Annotated in this window: 16 protein-coding genes; 8 read left to right on the plus strand and 8 right to left on the minus strand. The window is 73.1% G+C overall.

Going from position 1 to position 24,037, the window contains the following annotated elements:
- The first annotated feature begins 21 nt into the window (after positions 1 to 21).
- Positions 22 to 366 carry a hypothetical protein gene (locus ACI78V_RS02005; protein WP_456848400.1) on the plus strand — a complete coding sequence of 115 codons (345 nt, stop codon included), beginning with the start codon at positions 22 to 24 and terminating at the stop codon, positions 364 to 366.
- A 310-nt stretch (positions 367 to 676) separates the two neighbouring features.
- Positions 677 to 2,542 (plus strand): tyrosine-type recombinase/integrase, encoded by a 1,866-nt coding sequence (locus ACI78V_RS02010; protein WP_456848402.1) that lies wholly within the window; start codon positions 677 to 679, stop codon positions 2,540 to 2,542.
- 58 nt (positions 2,543 to 2,600) lie between these two features.
- On the opposite strand, the gene ACI78V_RS02015 is transcribed toward ACI78V_RS02010, so the two are convergent.
- The 4 genes from ACI78V_RS02015 to ACI78V_RS02030 all read right to left on the minus strand — a co-directional run bounded on the left by ACI78V_RS02015 (position 2,601) and on the right by ACI78V_RS02030 (position 7,414).
- Complete coding sequence (locus ACI78V_RS02015; protein ID WP_456848404.1) at positions 2,601 to 2,960, minus strand: hypothetical protein; 360 nt, start codon at positions 2,958 to 2,960, stop codon at positions 2,601 to 2,603.
- A gap of 283 nt (positions 2,961 to 3,243) precedes the next feature.
- Complete coding sequence (locus tag ACI78V_RS02020; RefSeq protein ID WP_456848405.1) at positions 3,244 to 3,720, minus strand: hypothetical protein; 477 nt, start codon at positions 3,718 to 3,720, stop codon at positions 3,244 to 3,246.
- A 160-nt stretch (positions 3,721 to 3,880) separates the two neighbouring features.
- Positions 3,881 to 4,375, minus strand: a complete 495-nt coding sequence (locus ACI78V_RS02025; protein ID WP_456848406.1) for a hypothetical protein — start codon at positions 4,373 to 4,375, stop codon at positions 3,881 to 3,883.
- Positions 4,376 to 4,546: 171 nt separating this feature from the next.
- Complete coding sequence (locus ACI78V_RS02030; protein ID WP_456848408.1) at positions 4,547 to 7,414, minus strand: hypothetical protein; 2,868 nt, start codon at positions 7,412 to 7,414, stop codon at positions 4,547 to 4,549.
- A 281-nt stretch (positions 7,415 to 7,695) separates the two neighbouring features.
- Between ACI78V_RS02030 and ACI78V_RS02035 the strand changes: the two genes are divergently transcribed.
- Entirely contained in the window at positions 7,696 to 14,139 is a 6,444-nt protein-coding gene (locus tag ACI78V_RS02035; protein WP_456848410.1) for a hypothetical protein, read from the plus strand.
- Positions 14,136 to 16,349 carry an MBL fold metallo-hydrolase gene (locus tag ACI78V_RS02040; protein WP_456848412.1) on the plus strand — a complete coding sequence of 738 codons (2,214 nt, stop codon included), beginning with the start codon at positions 14,136 to 14,138 and terminating at the stop codon, positions 16,347 to 16,349. Before ACI78V_RS02035 ends, ACI78V_RS02040 begins: the two co-directional genes overlap by 4 nt.
- 55 nt (positions 16,350 to 16,404) lie before the next feature.
- Here ACI78V_RS02040 and ACI78V_RS02045 read toward each other — a convergent pair whose 3' ends face one another.
- On the minus strand, positions 16,405 to 16,572 hold the full coding sequence (locus tag ACI78V_RS02045) for a hypothetical protein (protein ID WP_456848414.1): 168 nt from the start codon (positions 16,570 to 16,572) through the stop codon (positions 16,405 to 16,407).
- A gap of 274 nt (positions 16,573 to 16,846) precedes the next feature.
- A complete protein-coding gene (locus tag ACI78V_RS02050) occupies positions 16,847 to 17,077 on the minus strand; it encodes a hypothetical protein (protein WP_456848416.1) in 231 nt (76 codons plus the stop codon).
- Between the two features lie 56 nt (positions 17,078 to 17,133).
- Here ACI78V_RS02050 and ACI78V_RS02055 point away from each other — a divergent pair, with 56 nt between their 5' ends.
- The 4 genes from ACI78V_RS02055 (at position 17,134) to ACI78V_RS02070 (ending at position 21,792) form a co-directional block, all read left to right on the plus strand.
- A complete protein-coding gene (locus ACI78V_RS02055; protein ID WP_456848417.1) occupies positions 17,134 to 17,697 on the plus strand; it encodes a helix-turn-helix domain-containing protein in 564 nt (187 codons plus the stop codon).
- A 249-nt stretch (positions 17,698 to 17,946) separates the two neighbouring features.
- A complete protein-coding gene (locus ACI78V_RS02060; RefSeq protein ID WP_456848419.1) occupies positions 17,947 to 18,549 on the plus strand; it encodes an RNA polymerase sigma factor in 603 nt (200 codons plus the stop codon).
- Between the two features lie 2 nt (positions 18,550 to 18,551).
- Positions 18,552 to 20,054 carry a hypothetical protein gene (locus ACI78V_RS02065; RefSeq protein ID WP_456848421.1) on the plus strand — a complete coding sequence of 501 codons (1,503 nt, stop codon included), beginning with the start codon at positions 18,552 to 18,554 and terminating at the stop codon, positions 20,052 to 20,054.
- Positions 20,047 to 21,792 carry a DEAD/DEAH box helicase gene (locus tag ACI78V_RS02070; RefSeq protein WP_456848423.1) on the plus strand — a complete coding sequence of 582 codons (1,746 nt, stop codon included), beginning with the start codon at positions 20,047 to 20,049 and terminating at the stop codon, positions 21,790 to 21,792. Before ACI78V_RS02065 ends, ACI78V_RS02070 begins: the two co-directional genes overlap by 8 nt.
- Before the next feature lie 466 nt (positions 21,793 to 22,258).
- Here the strand turns inward: ACI78V_RS02070 and ACI78V_RS02075 are convergent, their stop codons facing one another.
- Together ACI78V_RS02075 and ACI78V_RS02080 are read right to left on the minus strand one after the other, a co-directional pair.
- A complete protein-coding gene (locus ACI78V_RS02075) occupies positions 22,259 to 22,720 on the minus strand; it encodes a very short patch repair endonuclease (RefSeq protein ID WP_456848424.1) in 462 nt (153 codons plus the stop codon).
- Between the two features lie 29 nt (positions 22,721 to 22,749).
- Positions 22,750 to 23,994, minus strand: a complete 1,245-nt coding sequence (locus ACI78V_RS02080; protein ID WP_456848426.1) for a DNA cytosine methyltransferase — start codon at positions 23,992 to 23,994, stop codon at positions 22,750 to 22,752.
- Between the last annotated feature and the right edge of the window lie 43 nt (positions 23,995 to 24,037).

Consider the following 24,037-nt stretch of genomic DNA (forward strand, 5'->3'; position numbering starts at 1 on the left):
TGACCGCGGACATGTCGATCCGTGACCGAGGACGACTTCGACCCGCTGGCGCCACCGCCGCTGCCGCCGCTGCCCAGCGCCGCCCCCACCCGGCGCCGCCCCCGGCGGAGCCAGCCGGCTTCGCCGACGACCGCCGTTGCGACGGCGGGACCGGCGTCGGCGGCGCCGGTGGCGGACGCGTGGGCGGTGCTGACCCGGCTGCGCCCGCTGGCGGAGGTGGTCGCCGCCCTGGGGGCGTGCGCCGCGGCACAGCACTCGCTGGCCGAGTCGGTGACCACCTACCGTCTGGCGGACGGTCCGGTCCTGGTCGACCCGGCCGAGGTGCTCGCCGCCCTCGCCACGCCGCCGGCGTCGCGGGCCGCCTGACCGGCACTCCGCGACGCCGGAGCACCGGCATCGACGGGGCACCGACGAGCCGCCGGGGAGGGCTCCGATCGGGCATCGGACCGGCCGCAGTCGGACGGTCGTGTAGGGCGATCGGGGGACAGGAGAACCGGGTCTACGGGCGACGCGCCGACCGGCCGTGCCGACGGAGGCTGATTGCCGACAGCGTCCCCACCCGCGAGAGGACCCCCTCGGTGCACTCCCACGCTCCGGTCGGCAGCCGCCGGTCTCACGGCTCCGGCCGCAACACCAGGCCGGGCGTCGGAGCCTGCGCACGGGCGGGGGCGTCGGCGTGACCGCCGGGACGGTCCGCATCTCCATCGGCGAGGTGCGAGAGGTCGGAAAGCGCTGGCGCTTCGAGTGGACGCTGCTCAACCCGGACGGGTCCAAGCGCGGCAAGACCGCCACTCACGCGGACAAGGACGTGGTGGACGTCTTCCGGGCGGCGCTGATCGGGGCCCGCAAAGCCGGGGTGACCTTCGACCAGACGACGGGTCTGCCGCCCGGCGTGGAGCGGCCTGGGAACAGCCGGGCCGGCCGCAGCGGGCGCCCTGGCGGCTACGACCCCACGCGCCCTCTCCTGGTGGACATCGAGGCGCGGATCCACGCCCGGTGGGACAAGCCCAGCCGCCGTGGCACCGTCTCCGGGTCCACCACGAAGGACCGCCTGGACGGCGCCGTGGACAACGCGATGGCCCTGCTCCGCTGGAACGCCCTGGAGAAGGACCGCATCGTCCTCGACGCCGGGCAGCGCAAGGCGGCGCGGGCGTACCTGCGCGACCGGTTCACCCCGCCGGAGGTCCGCCGCCGGAAGGCGGAGCGGGAAGAGCAGGAGCGCGCCGCGCGCCGGGCCGCGGTCGCCGCGCCCACGGCGCAGCAGCGGTACCAGTGGCGCCGGGCGGACGCGGCACGCGCCGAGCGCCACCGCAAGCTCGAGGCCCGCAACGACCGGTGGGAGGAGTTCTTCGATCGCTACGGCCTGCGCTGGTGGGAGATCGACGTCGTCGCCGTCGAGGGGGCGCTGGAGGCGATCGCGCTGACCGTCGACGGCGACGACGCCGAGGAGATCACCGTCACCGGCCGGTTCGTCCTGCTCAACGAGCTGTTCGAGTGGGGCGTGAAGAACCGGCGGCTGGGCGCCAACCCGGTGCACGCGATGGACCGCGACGACCGCCCCAGCACCACCGTGGCCGTCACGCCGCTCGACCTGCGCAGGGTGCTGCCGATGGCGCTGCTGCTGCGGCTGCTCGCCACCGTGCAGGCACTGGGCGAGCAGGGCAACGAGCTGGCCCTCCGGCTGGTCGCCTACTTCGGCCTGCTGGGCCTGGCCGGCCTCCGGCCGGCGGAGGCGCGGGCGGTGCGGGTCTCCTGGCTGTTCCTGCCCGACCACGGCTGGGGCCGCCTGGTCCTCGCCGGCCGGCTGGCCGCCCCCGGCCAGCGCTTCACGCCCGACGGCGAGCGGGACGAGGAGGGGGCGCTGAAGTGGCAGCCGGCCGGCGTCACCCGCGCGGTCCCGCTGCCGCCCCGGCTGGTGGCGCTGCTGCGCCGGCACATCTTCCTGTTCGGCCTCACCGGCGACGACCGGCTGTTCGTCGGCCCCAACGGCAAGGTCATCAACGCCGACAAGATCAGCGAAGTGTGGCGGGCGGCGAAGGCGGTCGCGCTCGCCGGCGACGACCGGTTCGAGGCCCTGAAGCCCTACGGGCTCCGGGCCACCCGCGCTACCTACCTGCTCGCGGCCGGCCTGGACGAGGGCCAGGTCGCCGCCTGGCTCGGCCACTCGACCTGGGTGCTGAACAACGTCTACCGAGGCATCCGGGATCTTCGCGGCATCGGCTACGCCGAGGAGCTGCGCGCCCACGTCGATGACATTGTGCCGCCGGAGTGGCGCAGCGGAACCGGCCGGCAGCCGGGCGGCGTCGATGCCGCCGCGCTGGCCGCGCAGCTGGTCACGCTGATGGCCGGGGCGGGCGTCGGGGTCGGGCTGCCGCAGCTCTCGGCCCCGCACGACCAGGCCACGCTGCTGCAGCGCCTGCTCGGACAGCTCGTCGGCGGAGGCCCGCACGCCGTGCTGGAGGCCAGCGAGATCGACCCAGTGACCGGACCGGGCCCGCGAGAGCCGGAGATGCTGCAGCTTCCCGGGGTAGGTTCCACGTGAAGCTGTCTCCGTCAGGACTGCTGCACCCAGCGCAGGAGGTCAGGCAATGCGCCGAACCTCAACGGCGCGCTGCATCAACGCCTGGGCAGGGCGGCCGCTGCCCGTGGACAGGATCGTGACGCTGCCCGGCAGGGCGGAGAAGACGGCGTCGTACGAGGCCACGAACCAGTTCGCGACGCCAACTGCGTGCAGGCGCAGAGCCGCGGTGGAGCAGGGCCCGGTCGGCGGCGTTCGGGCCCGTCTCGACTGCGAGGAGGTCGACGCCCATCTGCACGCAGATCTGCCTGACTTCTTCGCTGACCACGGTGGGATGCCCCGCGGCAAGGGCCGGAACATCTCCGGCGGCACGGCGTAGCGCGGCCAACGTCTCCCCGAGGCGAACCTTGCGCACGCCGAGGTTGTCCAGGTCGATCAGCAACGCCGCCTCCGGGCAGATGGCGGGACGGCGGGACGTCGCGCCCCGCCCGGGCGCTGCTGGGCTACGCACAGCCGCCGACGTCCACCGCAGCGCGGACGCGGGCGTCGAGACCGACGGCGAGGGTGGCGGTGATCTGCGTTGCGGCGAGTGCCGCAGACACCAGGCGGCCGACAGCAGTCACCGCCCGACCGTCGCATCGACCAGCGACAACTTCGCCACGACCAGGAGCACGGGTCGCCCGGCTGGGTGAACGCGGGCCCGCGCCGCAGGCCCCGACGTCGCGCTAGTCCCACCAGAGGCCGACGACGGCGGCGCCCGACGGCAGCTGCTGGGTGAGCAGATCCGTGCCTCCGCCGGTCCACAGCGGCCGCTCGCCGGGCGACCAGCTCGGCCACGCCTCGGCGACGGCCGCGGACAGCGCCGCCGAGACGTCGGGCGCGGCCGGCCAGGCCTCGGCGACCCGCTCGGCCAACTGTCGGGCGAGGGCAAGGTCGACCTGCACCCCGTCGAAGCGGATCGCGGCGCGGCCGGGTGCTATCGCCCCCACGAGCCGGCCGCCGAGGTCGGCCGCGCACTCCACGAGCCAGCGCATCGGCGGCTGGGTCAGGTTGAGGCGTGTCTCGGCCAGATCGCGCGGCAGAAGGGCGAGCGCCTCCACAGCTACGGCCGGCGGCACGTCGATCAGCCGCCCGGCCTGCCGCGGATCGGGGTCGGCGTAGGGCCGCAGCAGCACGTCGAGAGCGCCGGCCGGGTCAGGCATCGGCCGCCCCCCGGGCTGGCCGCGACCAGCCGGGACGGCGGCGGGACACGCCGGCGCCGTCGAGCCGGCTGGTGACGGCGGGGACGGACGTGCTCAGCTCGCGGTCTATCGCAACCGGACCCCCGGCAGGGGTCACGTACCGGTCACGCATGTGGCCGGGTCATGGCGCGGGGCGCGGGGGCATTCCCGGCCACCAGCCACCGGGTTGCGTCGGCGGCCACTCTCCCGGCAACAGCCACCCCGGCTGCTCGCGGCGCAGCACCGCCTCCACACCGTCGTCGCCCCGCAGGTATCGCACGGCGGCACCCAGAGTGGACGCGACCTGCCGGGCTTCGGCGACTTCCTGCCGCAGTCCGAGGATCACCTGGGCCAGGGGCTCCGGCGCGGGGCCGGGGCCGCGGTGCGGGCAGTCGTGACCCTCGACGATGAGGAGCAGGCAGGGCTCCCCGGCGCACAGCAGTACCGGGCACAGGGGCAGCATCGGCGCCGGCTCACCGTCAAACGCGTTCTCCTCCGCCTGCTCGTGCCGCTCGGCCCGGGTGGCACGAAGCGCGGCGAAGATCCGTTCGACCTCGGCCCGCTGCCCGTCGTCGAGCCCCGACGCGAACTCGATCTTGCCCTCGTCCCCGTCGCTCTTGTCCTCGTCCCCTGACATGCGCATACGCCTACCGGCAGGCGCTGACAGTTCGCGGCACCGGCGATCCGGGTGCATCGCTGGAGGACCGTGACGGTCCCTCTCCGACGGGCGGTGAGCCAACGCCTGGCCCAGCCTGGTCACCGCGCTGGCCAGGGCGCTCGACGGGTGAACTGACCGCACGGCCGAAGGTCACGCACGCCGCCGAGGCGCGTGCAGGCTGGGCACGTGCACGGTGCACAAGCTGGTGCCCACGATGATCCGTCCCGACGTGCTGAACCACACCTTCTCCTCGACGGTCCCCGCGTCCGAGCGCCGACGCGCCAGGGACTGCGGCCCGTCCCACGGAAAGAAGAACTCGTCGGGGTAGGGGAGCGGTGAGTTCAGCGACCGGCGGCAGTTGACGCAGAGCAGGAAGCCGGCCACCTCGGGGACGCGCAGGGGTTGTAGGAGCTTGCGCTCGCGGCAGTGGGGGCAGCGGCGGATGCGGACGCGGGATCCGGGGCTCCGCGGGCCGCCCGGGCCCGGGAGGATCTCGATGCGGGCGTACCAGGGGGCGGGTGACGGCTTGCCGTTCGGGCGGCCGTAGGGCCTGGCGCCCTCGTGGGCCATCCGGTACAGCGCCGTCTCTTCGATCGCGCACGACCGTAGAACGTGGGCGGTCAGGAGGCCGGTCTCCGGGTCGTCGGCATACCGGTCGATGAAGGCCAGCACCTGCCGCTCGCGCGCCATGCCGCCGGGGCACCAACCGTGGGTCCATGAGAACCCGATCGGGACGTAGATGCGAGGGATTTCGTCGGCGAGCTCGGCTCCGAAGTCGTCGGTGACCGGAAGGCCGTGCCGGAGGTATGGCTCGAGGGCGGCGCGGCGCACGTCGACGCTGGGGCACTTGATGAGTGCCGAGGCGACCTGGGGACCCACGGCCGGTTTGAGGGCTTCGAACATGCGGCGCGTGTAGTTGCGGGCGGTGAACCCCTCGGTCTCCCAGAGCTCCCGGTGGTCGTCCTCGGGGACGGCCTCCAACAGGAGCGCCTCGAGGAGGTTGACGTTGCGGCGGGCGAAGCCCTCCTTGCGGGAGTCCGTGCCGGGCCTGCCGCCGACCGCCCGGTTCTTCACCGGCACGCTGATCGGCCCGACGGTCAGGGAGCCGGTGTCGGTACGGATGGCGAGGGTCATCTGCAGCCGCGCCAGGGGCCGCGTCGGCTGAGCGTCCAGGATCCGCGCGCTGCGCACGAGTCCGCGAAGGGCTCGCGCGACCGCGGTGTCCGCGGCCCCGGCCAGGTCCTCGAGGATCCTGATCAGCGCGGCGATCCGCGTCCCGTCGTGCGTCGTGCGCGGCACCGGGCGGCGCTTGGCCTCCTCGCGGGCGATCTCGGCGTTGAGCCGGCGGACCTCCCGCTGCTGCTCCTCGCCGAGCCTCCGGTAGTGCGCCTTCTCGTCCTCGTCGCCGGCGCGGAGCACCTCCTCGCGGGCCGCGTCCGCCTTGCGCTGGGCACCCCCACGCTGCTGGCGGAGGTCGGTGAGGACCTGGTCCGAGGGGAGAGGTGCCGCGGGGCACGGCAGGGTCGCGGGCACGCCTTCGGCCAGGTGGCGCAGCACCTGCGCCACGGCGTGGTGCAGCATGCCCGCGTCGAACCGGCCCGTCAGCTCTCCGTCCTTCGGGCCGAACGCCCGCCGCCCCCATTCCGTCCTGGCTTCCGTGGCCGGGCGGCGCCGCAGCTCGTAGCTCTCGGCGTCGTTCGCCAGCAGGCAGTATTCGTATCCGCCCTGGTCGGTCCATCGGAACAGGCCGGCGAGCGGCTTGACCGTGTCCCGGGTGAGCGGGGCCGGCGCCGGGGCGTCCGGGTCCGGGTCCGGGTCCCGCCGGCGGATCGCTTCCTCGATCAGCGCACGCTCGTGCCATCCGCCGTCCGGCACCGGGAACCGCAGTTCCCGCTGGATGAAGCCGTGGTCGCGCGGGTTGGTGCGGTAGACGGTGAACCCGTGGATCTCGTCGTAGTTCGGCAGCGGCACCTCGTGCTGGAACAGATACGTCCCGTCCCGGTAGGTGCGCAAGGCCGGGTAAAGGGAACGGAGCATCCGCCGGGGATCATCGACGTGCTCGGGGGCGTCCCGCCCCTCGGCCACCAGCCGGGGGTGCCGTGACCGCAGACCCAGCGGAGTCAGCTCCGTGATGATCTCGTCGTCGGTGGCATCGCTCGCAGCGAGTTCGATGAACTTCCGGACGAAGTTCACGGTCTCGGGAGACGTGTCCAGCAGGACGTCGTTCTTGTCACGACGCCTGCCCCCGCGCTTCCGGTAGCCCGGATACAGACAGACACGGGCCCGGGGGTACCGGTTGTGCTTGATGTCGTAGAGCACGCCGGTGAACATCCGCAGGACCGAGGCGCGGTAGTCCTCCTCGGCCGCCCTCGCGAGGGCCCGCCAGGTGGCGAGGTCGGCGGGGTTGCGCAGGTCCAAGCCGGCTTCCGGGGTCTCCGCGGTCACCACCGCGGTCCTCGCCGCCTTCAGCGGTGCCTCCATCCGCACGAACAGCGGCTCGATGCGGGCCAGGCGGGCCGCCGGCCCGGCGATGAGCCTGGCCGGCCGGTAGTCCTCGATCAGCTCGACCAGTGACTCGACCCAGTCGTTGTCGCCCTGCAGGGTGGATCCGGCACCGGTGGTCAGGCCGTACTGGAACGCGTAGCCGTCGATCTCGAAGCGGACGCCGAAGAACCGGCGGCCGGAACCATCGCTGGAGTACAGCAGACGGGCGTTGAGCTCCTCGCGGACCTCGTCCCCCTCCGGCGTCCGCAGCAGCGGCGTCACCCCGAGCGCGGCCGCGGCCTGCACGGCGGGGATGTGCATGTGCCGCTCGAGGGTCTGCTCGATCATCTTCTCCAGGAGCATGTAGTCGTACTGATCCGACTCCCGCACCGCGAAGGCTCCCGGGGCCCGGTGCTCGTAGCCGCCCGCGGTCACCGGCGCGTCGGTGATGCCGCCGTTCAGCTGCGCCGCCCGGCGGCGGCCCTTCGTTCTCTTGGGCCGACCGATCGTCGGCTGGTCCTGCTGCTCGTCCACGGGCTCTCCGCTCTCGTCCATGCGTCTGACTGGTCCGGGGGGCGAGGCGGGTGTCATGGAGGCCTGACCGTGCAGGCCGCTGCGGGGGAGAGGTGCTGCCCTCACTGCTCGACGGGGGCCACGGGTGCTCCCCGTCGAAGTCGCGACGGCGCCTTGCCTGGATGCGGGAAGCCGGCGGATCCGACATGGCGCGGTCGCGAAGGCGGCGCTCACCGGAGTTGTCGGACCGTCCCGATACGGTCCGTTCTCATCCGCTAACTCATCGCTCGAAGAGGTCGCCCGTGGCGTACTCACGTCGGCGCAAGGCCGGTCGGCCCCGCCCGCACTTGCACTCCCACCCGTCGGCGACGGTGCCGGAGACGCCGGAGCAGTGGCCGTCTGGTCGCGACATCGCCGACGAGTGCGACCTGGACGCGATCGTGTCGGAGGCCCTGGCCGAGGTCAGCCCGGACGACGTCCTGCGGGTGCTGCGTGCGATGCCACAGCGCAGCCGCCAGTACGTGCTCAGCGTCCTGGGCTTGCGTGGCGCGGCCACGGTGAACCGGGGCATGGCCGCCCAGCTGCTGGCCCGCGCCCGCGCGGAGGAGCCGGCGGCCCGTGGCGAGGTGCTGCGCGACCTGACCGGACCGTTGGCGGCGGCGCTGGACCATCCGCTGGACCCCGAGCACTGGGACGCGGTCCTCGGCGCCGACGACGTACCGCCGACTGCGGTGTTCGCCCGCCACGGCGAGCTGGCGGGCAACCTGAACCTCGCGACGCGGGAGCTGTCCCCGGCGCTGCTGCGCGCCGGGCTGGCGAGCGCGATCGCCTGGGACACGGCCGCATCGGCGGTCGCCCTGGCGTTCCTGGCGGTCACCGAGGAGACCGCGCGGCACGCACACGCCGCGCTGGCCGGGCGCTTCCCGCAGCTGCCGCCGGTGCCGGCGGCTCCGCTGAACGAACTGGCCCCCGCCGCGCGGCTGGCCGCGCTGGGGGTGACCGGTGCAGGCGAGCTCGATGACGCCGGCCTGGAGCACGCTCTGGAGGAGATCCGCGCGCTGCCGGACCGGTACCCGATGCCCGAGGAAACCTCCGAGACCGACCTCGAGCCGGCCGATGAGCCCGACGGCGACACCGAGCAACACGCGGAGGCCTTCGGGGAGCCCGCCGCCGCGGAAGGTGGGGAAGCCCCGCCCGACGACGAGGCGCTCATCATCGACAGCGAGCGGGTGCTGACGGAGTGGGAGGCGGCCGCCGACGCCGCCGACTCGGTTGCCACGGAACTACGTGCCGGCAGGCTGCCGGACGACACCGCTCTGGGACAGGTCGTCACCCACGTCGCCGCAGCATTCGCCGCCCTGCGGGAACTGCGGCACCGGACCGGCGCCGGGCAGCTGCCCGAGTCGAGGGCTGGGATCCGCGAGGGAGTGGCGGGGTTCCGAGCCCAGCTGGCCGCAGCCTCCGATGCGGTGTGGCTGCGCCGACTCGCGGCGCTGGAGGGCCACGAGAGCGTACGGACCACGATCGGGCAGGTCCGGGAGGCAGCCGCGGCGGCGCTCGACGACCCGGACGCGCCGCGGGAGCCGCTGGCCGCGCTGGTGCGCGTCCTGGACCTCATCGCCGCGCAGCGCCGCGGGGAACAGTCGGACTTCGCCGCGGTCGCCGAGGCGCAGGGCGCCGCTGCGACGCTGTGGCCGGAGACCGTGGGGCTGTTCACCGCCGCCGCGATGGGCTTCGTGACCCTTCCCGACGAGGTCGACCCCGAGGTCGGGTCTGTCGTAGTCGATGCGGAGGTCCAGGGCGACGCTTCGGCGCAGGCTCTCCTCGATGCCGACGAGGCGATGACGGGAGACGCGGTGGGCGACACCGTGGAGCCCGAGGCGCCCGTCGCCGAGGCGCCGGACCTCCCCGATGACGGCGGCGGCGAGGAGGGGCCCACCGTCGCGGTCTCCGCCGAAGAGACGCCCGGCTCTGAGGCGCCCACCGACGGGGCCGCCCTCGGCGCCGCAGCCGGGATCCCCGCCGACGAGTCGGTGCCGACCGACGCCCCGGTGCCCTCCGCGGAGGCCGAGCCGGCCCGTGAGGAAGGGACCGTCGCCGCCCCTGCCGAGTGGGCCGACCTCCCCGCCATCGACCTCACCGAACTGGACGCGGCGCTGCAGGCGGGCGCCGGTGCCGCACTCGCCGCCGTCGGCGCGCCGCGTCGGCGGCCCGTCCCCGTGGCGGCACCGGAGGCCGACGCCGACATGACTGCCGGCACCCGCGTCGAGGCGCCGCCGGCCTCCGACACGGCCGGCGCCGGCCGCGCCGACGGGGACGTCGCCACTGCCGTCTCCGCGCTGATGACCGAGCGACGGTTCGGACTCGCCGCCGACGTCCTGGAGGCCGCCGGGGCCGCCCCCGCAACCGTCGCCGCGCGCCGCCTGGCCGCCTACGCCGACGCGCTGTCTGCACCGACCGGCCCGTTGGCGTCGGCGTTCGCCGACCTGATCGGCGAGGTCACCCGCGACAAGCTCGCCGAGGACCGCGCCGGGCAGCTGCTCGCGCTGGCCGCTGCCGCCCGGGTCGCGCTGCTGGCGCCCTCGGCGTCCCCGGCGAGCGTGCTGGCCGACCTCCTTCCGTGCGTCTCCGACCAGGCGGCCCTGACCGAAGCTCTCGACGCGCTCGCCGACGCCAGCCGTGCCGGGATCGTCGTCGCCGCCGAAGCCGCCGACGCCGTCGGCACCCTGGCCGCAGCGGAGAACGACGCCTCCGACGCCGCCCGCGCCGCCACGGACCTGCTCACCCCCGCCGCCCGGCGGCCGATCAAGTACGTGCCGGCCAATGGCGTGTACGGCGCCTGGCTGAACCCCGACGGACCGCTGGGGTCGCTGCTCGGGATGGTGGCGGCGAACGACCCTGCTGCCGTGCCGGACGTGCGTGATGCCGTCGTGTCGCTGCGCGGCAAGGCCGCGAAGGCGATCGACACGACCTTCAGCGAGCTCAACCGGCAGCAGAAGCGCCAGATCAAGGCGGGCGCCCGCGGTACCCTGCTGGCTCGCTGGGAAGAGGCGTTGGAGCTTGCCGTCCGCTGGGCCAACGCCGCCGAGCACGTGGGGCAGGCGGCCGCAGTCTCTGCCGGCGCGTGGCAGGCCGCGCCCCTGAACAAGCTCCGGCAGCGGTTGGCGGCCGTCCGCTTCGCCGCGGCCGCCGAGCTTGCCGCCCAGGCCGGCGACGACTCGCTCGCAGCGGCGACGATCGACGCAGCCGGGCAGCTGCTCGCCGATGCGTTCGCGATCTGCGACGGGGACGCCCCCGGCGGAGATGAGCCGCCGGTCGCCTACACCGGGCACGCCGAGCTGCTGGCCACCGACCTGCCGCTGGCGGCCGAGACGCTGCTGCCGGACGCCGGGCTGAACGCCGAGACGCTCCCGGCGCTGCTCGCCGTCGCCGGCGAGGCGCCCGACGCCGAGGTCGCCTACGCCCGTCGCGCCGCTCGCGGCGACCACGACCTGACCGCCGTCCTCGTCGCCGGGCTGCGCGCCGAGGACGCGGCCACCGCCGCCGCCCTCGACCGGCAGCGTGCCGCCGACATCACCGAGATGACCGGTGTCGTCGGTGACGAGGTGACCGCGCTGAGCAGCCTCATCGACGCCCGACGGATGGCCGGAACCCTCGACGACGGGCCGTGGGCGACGCTGGCGTCGCGGGCCCGGGCGCTGGACGACAACGCCCGCCGGGACTACGGCCGCATCCGCGCCGCGGCCGCCGGCATCCGCGCCGAGCTCGACCGGCACCAGCAGCTCAAGATCGACGGGGCGCTGGCTCGCATCGCCGAGCACGCGCAGAGCAGCACGCTCGTCGCCGAGGCCGCCGAGAAGCTGTCGGCGTGGGCCCGCGAGGGGCACGTCGCCAGCGCCGAGGAACACCTGCAGACGACCCTGGCCGGCGACCGTCTGCCGCAGCCGCGCACGGAGCCCGGACATCTGCAGCGGTTCTTCCCGGCCGTCCCCGACCTCGCCGCCGCGCACCCCAACCTGCTCGCCGAGTTGCACGTCGTGCTGTCCGGTGGCCCGGTCAGCAGGGGCGTGGCCGGGCTGGTCGGCGGCGGGCTGGACCCGGCCTCGCTGCCCGACGTCCGACGCGACGCCGCCCGCAAGGCTATCGGCGCGTGGCAGTCGGCGTTGACCGGTGGCCGGGGCACGCAACGGTCGGTGGAGCTCGCCGGTGCGCTGCGGTTGGTCCTGTCCCAGGCCGGCCTGGAGTTCGGCGACGTCCGCCAGCACCCGTCGCCGGCCGGGCAGGCGGGCCGGCAGTGGCTGACGCTGCACAGGGTCTCCGGCTACGGCGACGCCCTCACCCCCGCCCTCGGGTCGGGCATGAGCCCCGACGGGACGACGCTGCGGGTGCTGCTGGTCAAGAGCGCCCCCAGCCCGACCACGGTGCTGGAGTGGATGAGCGGCGAGGCGGGCGACCAGACGGTGCTGGTGCTGTGGACCGGCGCGGCGCTGTCGGCCGACCAGCGGCGTGCCATTGCCAACGCGGCGCGGGGCCGCACGAAGCCGCCGCTGCTGTGGCTCGACGCCGGCGCGCTGGCCTACCTGGCGTGCCAGCCCGAGCCACGGCGAAAGACGTTCGAGGCGATCGCGCTGCCCTTCACCGCTGCCAGCCCGTATCGCGACACCCCCGGGGACACCCCGAAGGAGATGTTCTACGGGCGCACCGAGGAACTCGCCGCGGTGCAGGACCTCGCCGGGCCGTCGTTCGTCTCCGGCGGTCGCCAGCTGGGCAAGTCGGCACTGCTGCGCGAGGCCGCCCGCCGTTTCGTCGAGTCCGGCACGGCCAGGCACGCGGTCATGGCGAGCCTGTTCACGGTCGGGGGCGACGGGCATCCCGAGCGGCTCTGGCAGACCCTGTGGCCCGACCTGCACCGCGCCGGGATCGTCGGCGAGGTGCCGGTGAGTGCAGACGTCGCCGAGGAGGTGCACGCCGCGGTGCTGCGCTGGCTGGAGGGCAACCCCAGCCGGGCACTGCTCGTCCTGCTGGACGAGGCCGACGCCTTCCTCGAGGCCGACGCGGTCGACGCCCTCTTCCCGAACGTGGACCGGTGCCGACGGATGATGCTTGAGTCGGAGCGCCGGGTGAAGTTCGTCTTCGCCGGGCTGCACCGCACCGCCCGCTTCGAGTCCCTGCCCAACCAGCCACTGGCGCACCTGGGCCGCCCGATCGTCGTCGGCCCGCTGCGCCCCCAGCACGCCCACGAACTGCTCACCGAGCCGCTCGGCGCGCTCGGGTTCGGCTTCGCCGACCCGCACACCCTGCCGGCGCGGATCCTCGCGCTGGCGAACAACATGCCCGCGCTGCTGCAGTTGTTCGGCGAGGCGCTGATGCGGCACATGGCGGCCCAGCCGGTGCCGGCCGACGGGCCTCCGCAGTTGGTGACCGCCGAGGACGTCGAGGTCGTGTTCGCCGACGCCGACCTGCGCGCGGCCTACCGGGACAAGTACGTCCTCACCCTCAACCTCGACCACCGCTACCTGGTGGTCGCCTACGCGGTCGCCGCCGCCGCCCACGAGCACGGCATCGACTACGGCCTCAGCCTGTCGGAGCTGTCGGAGGAGTGCCGCGCGTACTGGCCGGCCGGGTTCGCCTCGTGCGGAGCCGACGACTTCCGCAGCCTGGTCGCCGAGTGCGTCGACCTAGGCGTACTCGCCGCCGACGGCGGCCGGTACCGGCTCCGCACGCCCAGCGTGCTGCGGCTCCTGGGGACGGAGGAGGAGGTGCTGGAGATCCTGCTCTCCGCGCCCGACCGGCTGACCGTGCCGTCTGTCTCCGACGCCGGCAGCCACCGCCGCCCGTTCGGCGAGGCCGGGCGCAGTCCGCTGACCGAGCGGCAGCTGGGCCGGCTGTTCGACGCCCGCCGGCAGGTGCTCGCAGTCGCCGGTTCGGCGGCTCTCGGCGTCGGTGCGGTTGTCACCGCCGCGGAGGCCGCTCGCTCCGGCGGCCGGTGGCTGGGGGCCCTGACCCGTTGCCACACCGTCACGCCCGACGGGATCCGCGCCGAGGTCGCGAAGGCCGCCAGCGACGCGACGCTGGTCCTCGCCGACGCCACCGGCTGCCCGGCCGACGTGCTGGCGGCGCTGTTCGCCGCCGCTGAGGCCGCCGTCGAGGCCGCGCCCGTGGACGTGACCGTCGCGGTGGTCTGTGCGCCGGGCAACGCGCCGACGTGGGTGCGACGCACCGAGCGCATCGACCTCGCCCGCGTCGACACGCCCGGTCTGCGGCTGTGGTGCGACCAAGACAACCTGCCGTTCCCCGACGAGTCCTCCCGCGCCCGGCTGGCGGCGGTCACCGGTTGCTGGCCGAAGGTGCTCGCGCACACCGCCGCCCTCGCCACCACCGGCCAGCCCGCGCCCGGGGCGGCCCGGCTGCTCGAGGACACCGCCGCGTGGCTGGACGGTGACGCCGGACAGCGCCTGGTCGCCGACGCCGGCGTCGGCGAGGACTCGCCCGCCCTGCGGGCGGTGTTCGACGTCGCCGCGGGCCTGACCGCGGAGGCCGGGGAACAGCCCGACGAGTTGGCCGCCGTCCTCGCCGATGACGCCGGCTTGACCGCCCTGGCCACCTCCGCCAGGTTCACCGGCGTCGGCGAGGTCATCGACACGCTGTTGGCGTTGGGATGCCTGGCCGTCACCGCCGACGGGCGGGCGCAGGCCGAGCCGGTGCTCGCAGCCGCGGTGGCCCGGCAGACCGGAATGCGGGCGTGACCGCGGAGGGGAACAACTCCCCGGCCGCAGCCGGGCTCAGCCTGCCAGTCGCGGTCCGCGCGGCCTTGCGGGCCGCTGCAGCCATCGCTGCCGAGCGGTCCCCTCAGCCGATTGATCCCGACGCCGTGGTCACCGACCCCGACGGCATCACTCGGCTGCTCGGCCTGTTGGAACAGGTGCCCGCGCTGCGCGTGGCCACCACCGCGGCGCTGCGGGGGAACGCCGGGTCCGCGCAGGAGGGGAGCGACGTCGTCGCCCAGTTGCTGTCGATCGACGCGACCGCCTCGGCCCGCGGCGCGCAGTCCGTGCGCGGCATGCTCGCCACGGCCCGCCGTGCCCGCGGCCGGGCCGTCCGCCGGGCCGTACGCGCCGAGAGGGAGGCGCCCGAGGAGCGGGAAGCCGCCCGCGCCGACCGCAGAGTCGCCGAGCTGCGCGCCGCCCGCGACCGGGCCCGCGTGCAGGCCGCCGCTGCCGAGGCAGACACGGCCCGGCTCCGCGACGAGAACGCGGGGCTCGCCGAGGACCTGACCGCGCTCGAGGCACGCGCGGCGGCCGCCGAGGCGCAGCTGGCCGCCGCGCGCCGCGACGCTGCCGACCCGGTCCGCGCCGCCGAGCAGCTGGCCGCGACCCTCACCCCGGCCGAGGTCCGTCGGCCCGCCGACACCCGCGGGGTCGGTGCCGGCGAACCCGAACGGGTGGACCCGACCCGCCACGACGTCGGGGGCCCGGCCGCAGACCCCGCCCGCCTCGTGGCGGCCGCCCGTGCCGCCGGGCTGCCCGCCGAGGTCGCCGAGACAGCCGCCGCGTGGCTGCCGAAGCTGCTCGAGGCGTTCGTCCGCCCCCCGCAGCCGGTCGCCGTGGTGCACGAGCGGGAGCTGCGCGTCGACGTCCTCGGCGGTGGTGTCGAGGTCGGCGGCTCCTGCGTGCTGGTCACCGCCGGCGACACCAGACTGCTCGTCGACGCCGGGTCCCGGCCCGGTGGCACCGACGCCGAGACGCTCGCGCCGCGCCGGATCGAAGAGGCGCTCTCCGGGCCGCTGCACGGCATCGTCGTCACGCATGCGCACAACGACCATGCCGGCTGGGTACCGGCCGTCATAGCCCGCCGCCCGGACACGCCCGTCTACGTGACCGCACCCACCGCGGACCTGCTGGCCACGATGTGGTTCGACTCCGCGAAGGTGCTGGCCCGCCGCGTTGGCATGGCCGCGCCGTTCGACCGCGACGACGTCGAGCGGGCTCTCGGCCGGCTGGTGCCGACTGCGTTGGGCCGCCGGCGGCGGGTGGGGGAGTGCGAGATCGAACTGTTCCCCGCCGGGCACATCGTCGGCGCGGCCGGCGTGGTGGTGCATGTCGGCGAGCGGCGGGTCGTCGTCTCAGGAGACGTGTCCCGGCCAGGGCAGAAGACCGTCGGCGGCATCGAGATCCCCGATTCCGCGAAGGGCGCGGAGCTGCTGCTGCTCGAGTCGACCTACGCCGGCTCCGGGCGCCGCACGCCGCGAGAGGCCGAGGTCGCACAGCTGGTGCGAGACGTGACCACGGTGACCTCCGCCGGCGGGCGGGTGCTCATCCCGGCTTTCGCGCTGGGGCGCGCCCAGGAGGTCGCCGCCGTCCTCGCCGAACACCTCCCGGATGTCGACGTCCTCGTCGACGGTCTCGCCCGCGACGTCACCGCCGTGTACGAGTCGCACATCGGTCCCGACGGCGGACCGCTGCGCATCTTCGGCCCCCGGGTCCGCCGGGTCCCCGTCGGTGGCACCCAGCAGGCGATCGCGGCGCTGCGGTGCGGGGTGGTCATCGCGACGTCGGGAATGCTCACCGCGGGCCCGGCAGTGTCCTGGGCGCGCGAGCTGCTGCCCGACCCGGCGTCTGGCCTGATGATCGTCGGCTACCAGGACGAGGAGTCCCCCGGCGGGAGGCTGCTGGCACTCGCCGAGGCCGGAGGTGGGGAGTTCGAGCTGCCTACCGCCGCCGGTGGCCCGCCCTCGCCGGTGACCGTCGCCGCGCACGTGGCCCGCTACGGGCTAGGCGCGCATGCCACCGCCGACGAGCTCGTCGGGATCACGGCCGAGGTGGGTGCCGGTGAGGTGATGCTCGTACACGGCGAGCCCTCCGGGCAGGCGACGTTCCGGCAGCGGCTGGCCGTGCGGCAGCAGGCCACGACCCCCGCCGGGCGGTGGCAACCGCCGCTCACCGTCCCGGCTGCCTGACGAGGAGCCCGCGGTCCGTGTACGCCGGGGGCAGCCGGAAGGCGTCCACGCCAGGTCAGCCGACGGTGGCTTCCGGCCGGCACCGGCAGTCGAGCCGCTCGACTCGGATGCGCCGGCTGCTCGTCTCGCCGAGCAGCTCAACGGCACTGGCGGCATCCGGGATGCGCTCCAGCTCGGCGGACAGCGTAGGCAGGCGGACGAACGCACCCTCGTGCGTGGCCATGGAAGGCACGGTCCGGCCGCCGGTGGTGGCCGCACGGGTCCCACGACGCCGTGCCGCCACCACCGTTCCGGGTCACCGGACGGGGCGAGGTCCGCCTACTTCCGCAGTTGGATCTGGCACTCGTCGATAGCCGCGTCCGTGGTCCATCGTCGCGAGTTCCTGACACAGGCGAGCATGTCGTCCCGTCCCCGCTCCGTGGCGGTCTTCCCGTCGGCGCGGCGGTTGGTCCGGCCGGCTTCGCGCATGCGCTCCAACGACTCCTCGCTGACCGGCATCACGCTCCCTCCGCTCGCTGCACGCGACGGACAGCACGACCGCGCCAGAACGACGCGGCCCGGAGTTGCTCCGCTCGCTGGTCGAGCCCCTCGTTGTAGGCGACGTTCTCGCTGGCGGCGAACTCCGCCTTCAGGCGCCTCTGGTCGCGCGCGGTGCGGATGCGCTCTTCGCTCTGACCGGTGCCGTAGTACTTGCTCGATGTGCCGGGATGGCCGTGGTCGACAGGCATAGTTCCCTCCTGTTTCGTGAAACCAGTTGTGTTCCGTGCACGGTACAATGATGCGTATGGCAGATGCCGTCAAGGGGAGCGGAGCTGGCGAGGAGCATTCAGGCGCCGCGACCAGCGTGGAGGGGCAGCGGGGCGTCGTCGGCGGAGACCTCGGACGGGTCCTTCGCCAACGTCGCATCGCGCTGCGTCGGCGCGCCGAGGACCTCGCTGCCGAGGTCGGCGTCACGGCGGCCTACGTCCGGATGATCGAACGGGGCGCGCGGGTGCCGGCCCGCGACGTGGCGGCTCAGCTGCTCCGGGCCGTAGACCTCGAGCCCGGTCCGGCCCAGGACCGTGCGGACTTCGAGATCGAGGTCGGCGGTCAACGAATGATCCTCGAGATGAAGAGCTCCCCCGCGCGGGAGCGGCGACGCGGGCCCGACACCGGGTCGTCCGAGGAGGCGGTGGCCACCCCGCTCCGGGATGGTCGTCGCCTCGATCGCGCGGGCGCCGGTGGTGCCGGCGGATCAGATGCCGAGCTCCTGGGCCGCCTCGTGCGGTCCCTCGCGTCCATGACGACCGACGAGCTGCAGGCCGTCGCGGCGGCGGTCGACTCCCTCGTCCTGGAGCGCGGTCGGTGACCGCCTGAGCGTCACCGGTCAGCGCGGCAGCAGCCGCAGGGCCAGGTCACCCGGACGTGGGACGGCCTCGTGGACGAGGGCCGGATTCGTCCGAGGCGGTCGGTACACAGGCGGCATGCGCAACATGATCATCCTCGACGCGGAACCGGACGGGCTCACCGGCCGGCGGGCAGGGCGGCCCCGGAGCCGCATGGAAGAACTTTCTAGTCGCCCGTGTCACGCCGCGGCCCTCAACAGGATCTTCTTGGTGTGACCGGGACGACGAGCGGATCTGCCGCCGAGGACTTCGAGGGGCTCGAGGCCCTCCAGTGGGTGCTGCACGAGCGCTTCCTCCTGGGCCTGGTGGAGCAGCTGCGGAGGCAGTTCGACAACGTCGGCTCCGCCGAGGTCGAGGACGCCGTGGCCACCGCCGTCGAGAAGCTGCTCGAGCGGTTCGAGGCGCACGGCCCCGTGCGCGACGTGCGGTCGTTCCTCGCCCGGGTGGCCTGGAACGAGCTCCTGAAGCTGACCACCCGGCGCAGGGACTTCCCGGTCGAGCGGCACGCCGACGCCGTGGCCCCCGGCCCGGAGGACACGGTCCTCCGCGACATGGCGGTGGAGCTCATCAAGGCCGAGATCCGGACGTGGGAGAACGCCAACATCAAGCAGGTCATGCTCGTCTACCTCGACATGGTCGTCGCCGGAGACGTCCTCGAGACCGACGAGATCGCCGAGATCGTCTCGGAGAACCTGGGCGAACAGATCAATCCCCTGTCGGTACGCAAGTGGAAGTCGCGGGGGCTGCGCAGGCTGCGCGAGTTCGTCGAAGAGACCGGACTGATGGACCGCCGGGTCGCCGGCGGAGAGGAGTGACGATGACCGTCCACATCGATGACACCCGGGTGCGGCGCGCGATGCGCGAACTGCTCGGCGAGATTGAGGTGCTGTCCGCGGACTTCGGTCCGCAGGTCCAGGAGGCCGTGGAGTCCGCGCGTAGCGCCGACATCTCGGCCGAGATCGCGGAGCGGCTGTACACGCGGATCCTCGTGCTGCTGCGCAACGCCACCGGGGTCGGCAACGACGAGGACGTCGCCGAGGAGGTCCACCGGCTGCTGGGTACGGCCGGGGACGAGAAGCCGTGGGGCAAGGTGAACCTCATCGAGCGGAACGGCCTCAAGCCGCACCTCGTCGTGCCGGTGCCCACGTTCAACAACACCGCCGTGCCGATGTGGGAGGGGTACGTCGACGTCGGCGAGATCGACCTGTGGAAGGGCAACCACCGCGTCGAGCTGCAGGTGGCCGAGTTCCGTGACCGGAACCACCGCGAACCCGATGACGACGAGCTCGTCCAGCTGATGCACGGCGACCTGTACCTGCCCAGCCTGAAGAAGAAGGACCCGTTCAACATCGGCCCGCTCGCCAAGAGCATCGCTCGCAAGGGTGTCGAGCGGCCGCCGATCCTGACCAGCGACGGCGAGCCGAAGGACGGCAACCGGCGGCTGGCCGGGGCCAAGTACGTCTGCGACAAGGACGGCTTCACCACGGACGAGAGGGAGCGCGCCCGCTGGGTCAAGGTGTGGGTCGCGCCGCCCGAGACGACGGAGGACCAGTTCGAGGCCGTCGTCGTGGCGCTCAACTTCGAGGACGACCTGAAAGAGCAGTGGCCCGAGTTCGTCAAGGCGCGGCTGGTCGTCCGCGACTACCGCAAGGAGCGGGACAACGTCCGGGGCAGCTTCACGGCGACCCAGGAGAAGCTGCTGAAGAAGAAGATCGCCGACCAGTACGCCATCAGCGTCAGCGCGGTGACCCGGTACCTGCGGATGGTGCAGTGGGCCGAGGACTTCGAGACCTACCACGTCGAGGAGCGGGGGATCGACGCCTCCGAGGTGCGGTACAAGGCCGACGACATCTTCCAGTGGTTCTACGAGATCCAGGCCGGCAAGTCCGCCGACAAGATCACCAACCAGCTCGATGAGGACGACGACCTCAAGAGGACCGTCTACGACCTGATGTTCGAGGTGATGGACTCCGGCACGCAGGTCCGCAGCCTGTGGAAGGTAGTCGCGGACGAGGAGGCGATGGAGCAGCTGGAGACGGCGCACGAGCGGCTCGAGCAGCAGGACCGTAAGGGTGCCCTGGAGCTGGTCAAGGAGGCCGTGATCACGGCCGACCGGAAGACCGCGACGAGGAAGAAGATCGGCTTCGAAGCCTTCCTGAGCTCGTGTGTGGACCGGCTCGGCGGCGCCCCGCCGGACAACTGGCGGTCTCTGAGCACGAAGCTCCTCGGTGACCTCGAGCGGGTGTTCCGCGCGAGCCTGGGGACGATCGAGGGCGAGCTCATCGTCCGCGGCGAGAGGGCCGTGTCCGGTCATGACTGAACCGGGCGGTCGCCGGCCCCACGTCGGCCTCACCGCCGACCGTCGGCAGTTCGCCGTGGTCGCAGCGTCCACCACCGCGGCGAGGTCCGTCCTCGCCACCGCCGGCGTGCAGGCCCGCCTGCGGGTGCGCGAGGGGGCCGTCCTGGTCGACTTCGACCAGGCCAGCGCCCTTCTTCGGGCGGGGGGCGGTCTCGAGTGGGGCGAGACCGCCCGGTGCCTGGCCGAGAACCGCGCCCGGATCTGGGACCGGGCCCAGGAGGTGCGCCGGCGGTGGCAGGAGATCACCAACGGCGACCCGGCCGCCGCGCGGCTGCAGATCGCCGACTCCGCACTCGTCGACCGCCTGGACGACCACCAGGCCCGCAACGTCGCGGCGCTGACCGTCGACGGAGGTTGGGGCGGCTGCGTGTTCGATGAGCAGGGCACCGGGAAGACGGTGACGATGATCGCCGCGTTCGATCTGCTCGTGGAGCGCGGGCTCACCGACACGCTGCTCGTCGTCGCGCCGAAGAGCATGGTCGCCGAGTGGCAGCGGGAGTTCGAACGGTTCACCGGCGACCTGTACCGGGTCGCGGTCGCGGACGGCGACCGACGCGCGAAGGCCCAGGCGCTGTTTGCCGGGGCGGACGTGGTCGTCGCGAACTACGAGACCCTCGTGGCCCTCGAACACGAGGTGGTCCGCCTGGCCCGACGCACGCGGCTGACCCTGGCCGTGGACGAGTCGTTCAACGTCAAGAACCACGACGCACGCCGGACGGCCGCGGCGCTGCGCGTGCGTGAGTGGTGCACGCACGCCTTCGTGCTCTGCGGCACCCCGGCCCCCAACGCCGCGGGCGACGTCATCGCCCAGTTCGACCTCGTTGACTTCGGCTACACGTTCGCCGGCCTGCGGTTGGACAAGGACCGCGAGCGCGCTAGGGGGCAGGTCCGGGCCCGGCTGCACGACCGTGGCGTGTTCGTCAGGAACCTGAAGCAGCGGGTGCTGGCCGATCTCCCGCAGCGAACGTTCACGGAGATCCCGGTCGAACTCGGCCCCCAGCAGCGGGCTGCGTACGACGCCGCACTCAACGATTTGATCATCGACCTGCAGAGCACGGACGACGAGGCCTACACCCGCCAACTCCAGAACTTCCTCGAGCGGCGGGCGGCCCTGCTGCGGATCTGCGCCGACCCGGGGCCGGTGGTCCCCGGATACGACGAGGTGCCGGCCAAGCTCGAGGCGCTCGACGCCCTCCTGGAGAACCTCGTTGCCGGGCACGGGGAGAAGGTGATCATCTGGTCGTTCTACCGCTCCAGTCTCGACCGCATCACCGCGCGGTTCGCGCGCTACGGCCTCGTCAGGGTGGACGGGTCGGTCACCGAGGCCGCGCAGCGTCGGGAGGCCGTGCGACGCTTCCAGGAGGAGGACGACGTCCGGATCTTCCTGGGCAATCCGGCGGCCGCCGGCGCCGGGCTCACGCTGCACGCCGCCCGATACGCCGTCTACGAGTCGCTGTCAAACCAGGCCGCCCACTACCTGCAGAGCCTCGACAGGATCCACCGCCGCGGGCAGGAGCGGGAGGTGCGGTACATCACCCTGCTTGCCAACGGCACCATCGAGGAGCCGGAGTACCAGCGCCTGCGGACGAAGGCGGACGCCCAGGCCGACCTGCTCGGCGACCCGAGGGACACTGTGCCCACCCGTCGCATGCTGCTCGAGGAGCTGTTGCAGTCGACGGCTCGGCCGGTGCCGCGGTGAGTGCCCCCTCGGCCCTGCACGAAGAGCGGGTCGGTCTCCTCGAGGACCTCGCCACGCTCGCCGGCTACACCGTCGACACGCCGCTCCACGAGGTGGAGCGGCCGGACCTGGTGCGCCTTCACCGGCAGCGTCCGTCCCTGCTAATCGGTGACGGCAAGGCCACCGAGGTCCCTACCGACGCCGCCACGAGGACCCGCCTGGGCACGTACGCGGCCGCGGCTCGGGCATGGATGCGGGGTGGCGTCGATGTTCACGTCCTCCTGTGCCACGGGCCCGATCCGCTGCATGCCTGGTTGAGCTGCCTCGTGTGTGCGGCAAGGTCTGCCGGGCTCAGGACGTCGTCCGGACACTCTGAACAGATAGATGAGTTGACCTTCGCCAGCGGCGTGCAACTCCGCCACGATTGGAAGCCCAGCGGCGCCGGTCTCTCCTTGCGCGCAGCGACGAATCTCTATCCTTTCCCGAGTTAGGGAGTACGGAGTGTCGTCCCCCGATGTTTCACGACGTCTCTCACATGAAGTGCAGCGGCTTGCGGATCGTCGTGCTCCCAGAACCGGACGCTGACCCAACCAGCTTCTTCGAGTAGGCGGTCGGTTTCCCTATCCCGCGCACGGTTGCGGTCGACCTTCGCGACCCAGTACGCGATGTTCGTTCGAGGCGGGGCCCAGTGCTCAGGACAGCCGTGCCAGTGGCAGCCATCCACGAACACGGCAACGTGCTGTCGCGGGAAGACGAGATCCGCGGTGCGCCGCAGGCCGGGCAAAGGGCGCGCGCAGACGCGATACCGCAGGCCGAGCGCGTGCACTGCGCGCCTGAGTCGAAGTTCGGGGAGCGTGTCTCGCCCCCGGTTGGCGACCATGACCTTGCGGGCATGTTCCGAAGACGCCCACGGGCGCCGGCTTGGCGGAGCCGGCGCCCGTTCTCCCACGCGTCACAGCGTAGGGCGCCCGAGCTCACCTAGACGGCTGCGGGAAGCTCCAACTGCTCCGGAATCAGCAGCTCTCGCTTCTCCGCGAGCACGTCCTCGCCCGCCTCGCCCCTAATCGCAAGCAGCAGCGCCTCGGCCATCGTCCGCGCCAGCAGTGGCGGCACTGCGTTCCCGATCTGACGGTACTTGGACGTCAGGTTGCCGTAGAACCGATAGGAGTCAGGAAAGCTCTGGATCCGCGCCCCTTCGCGAGCCGAGAACGCACGATCTTGCGTGGGATGGGTGTACGCCCCCGTGGTCACGTTGCCGAACTGCGTGATGATCGTGTAGCTCGGCCGGGTGCGCTCCGGGCGAGCGAACAAGTTCGTGCCGTCGGTGCGCCGAATCTTCGCGAACCGCTCGGGGAGGAGTTCGACAGGAATCTCGCGCCAGGTCTGGCCCTCGCGGACATGCCGGATGAGGTCGTAGTGCACCTGCGGCAACACCGGGCTTTGGTGATCCCACAGAACTGAGTTCTCGCCCCGCATCAAGGCCTGATACTCGCCTTGCGGCTTGGTCCGATACCGACTCTCCTCCTCACCCCCGCCGTCGGGGAGCGCAGGAAGGTCGCTGATCGCGTCCCACAACGTTCGGTGCGGAGCCAGGTGCGGGAACTTCTCCTGGCGCCGACGTTCCCACAGTTCGATCGCGTCGCGACGCACCGCACCCATGTGCGTCTGCCGTGGCCACGGGAACGCGCCACCCGTGCGGGTTCCGACCACGAGGAGCCGGCGTCGCAGCTGGGGGACGCCGTAGTCCGCCGCCAGCACAATCTTGTGGGCGACGCGATAGCCGTGCGCCTCGAACGCTGCGAACACACGACGACCGAAGGATCCCCGGTCGAACCAGAGCAGGCCTGGCACGTTCTCGAGCAGGAACCACTCGGGTCGCAGTTCGCCAACAAGTCGGGCGAACTCGCGGTAGAGGAGGTTGCGGGGATCGTCCTCGGAGGCCCAGGCGCCCCGACGCCCTTGCGTGGAGAACCCCTGGCAGCTTGGACCACCGATCATCACGTCGACCTCGCCGAAGCCGGTCTCCGACAGCAGGTCTGCGCCGCTTACCTGCCTGACGTCGGTGCAGAGCACCTTCGCGTCCGGGTGGTTCGCCGCATGGGTGTTGCAGGCCTCCTCGTCGAAGTCCAGGCCGAGACCGACTCGAAAGCCAGCCTGGCGGAACCCCTCCGACAGCCCTCCCGCACCGGAGAAGAGATCGATCGTCCGCGGGCCGTCGGCCATGTCCCCCATCGGTTTCCTTTCGTGATCTTACAGCGATGTGACT

Source organism: Geodermatophilus sp. SYSU D00742, from assembly GCF_054049935.1.

Bases quoted from the DNA above. Each gene is read 5' to 3' on its own strand.
- ACI78V_RS02020 (WP_456848405.1), bottom strand. From the start codon at position 3,720: ATGCCTGACCCGGCCGGCGCTCTCGACGTGCTGCTGCGGCCCTACGCC.
- ACI78V_RS02025 (WP_456848406.1), bottom strand. From the start codon at position 4,375: ATGTCAGGGGACGAGGACAAGAGCGACGGGGACGAGGGCAAGATCGAG.
- ACI78V_RS02045 (WP_456848414.1), bottom strand. From the start codon at position 16,572: ATGGCCACGCACGAGGGTGCGTTCGTCCGCCTGCCTACGCTGTCCGCC.
- ACI78V_RS02050 (WP_456848416.1), bottom strand. From the start codon at position 17,077: ATGCCTGTCGACCACGGCCATCCCGGCACATCGAGCAAGTACTACGGC.
- ACI78V_RS02055 (WP_456848417.1), top strand. From the start codon at position 17,134: ATGGCAGATGCCGTCAAGGGGAGCGGAGCTGGCGAGGAGCATTCAGGC.
- ACI78V_RS02065 (WP_456848421.1), top strand. From the start codon at position 18,552: ATGACCGTCCACATCGATGACACCCGGGTGCGGCGCGCGATGCGCGAA.
- ACI78V_RS02070 (WP_456848423.1), top strand. From the start codon at position 20,047: ATGACTGAACCGGGCGGTCGCCGGCCCCACGTCGGCCTCACCGCCGAC.
- ACI78V_RS02080 (WP_456848426.1), bottom strand. From the start codon at position 23,994: ATGGCCGACGGCCCGCGGACGATCGATCTCTTCTCCGGTGCGGGAGGG.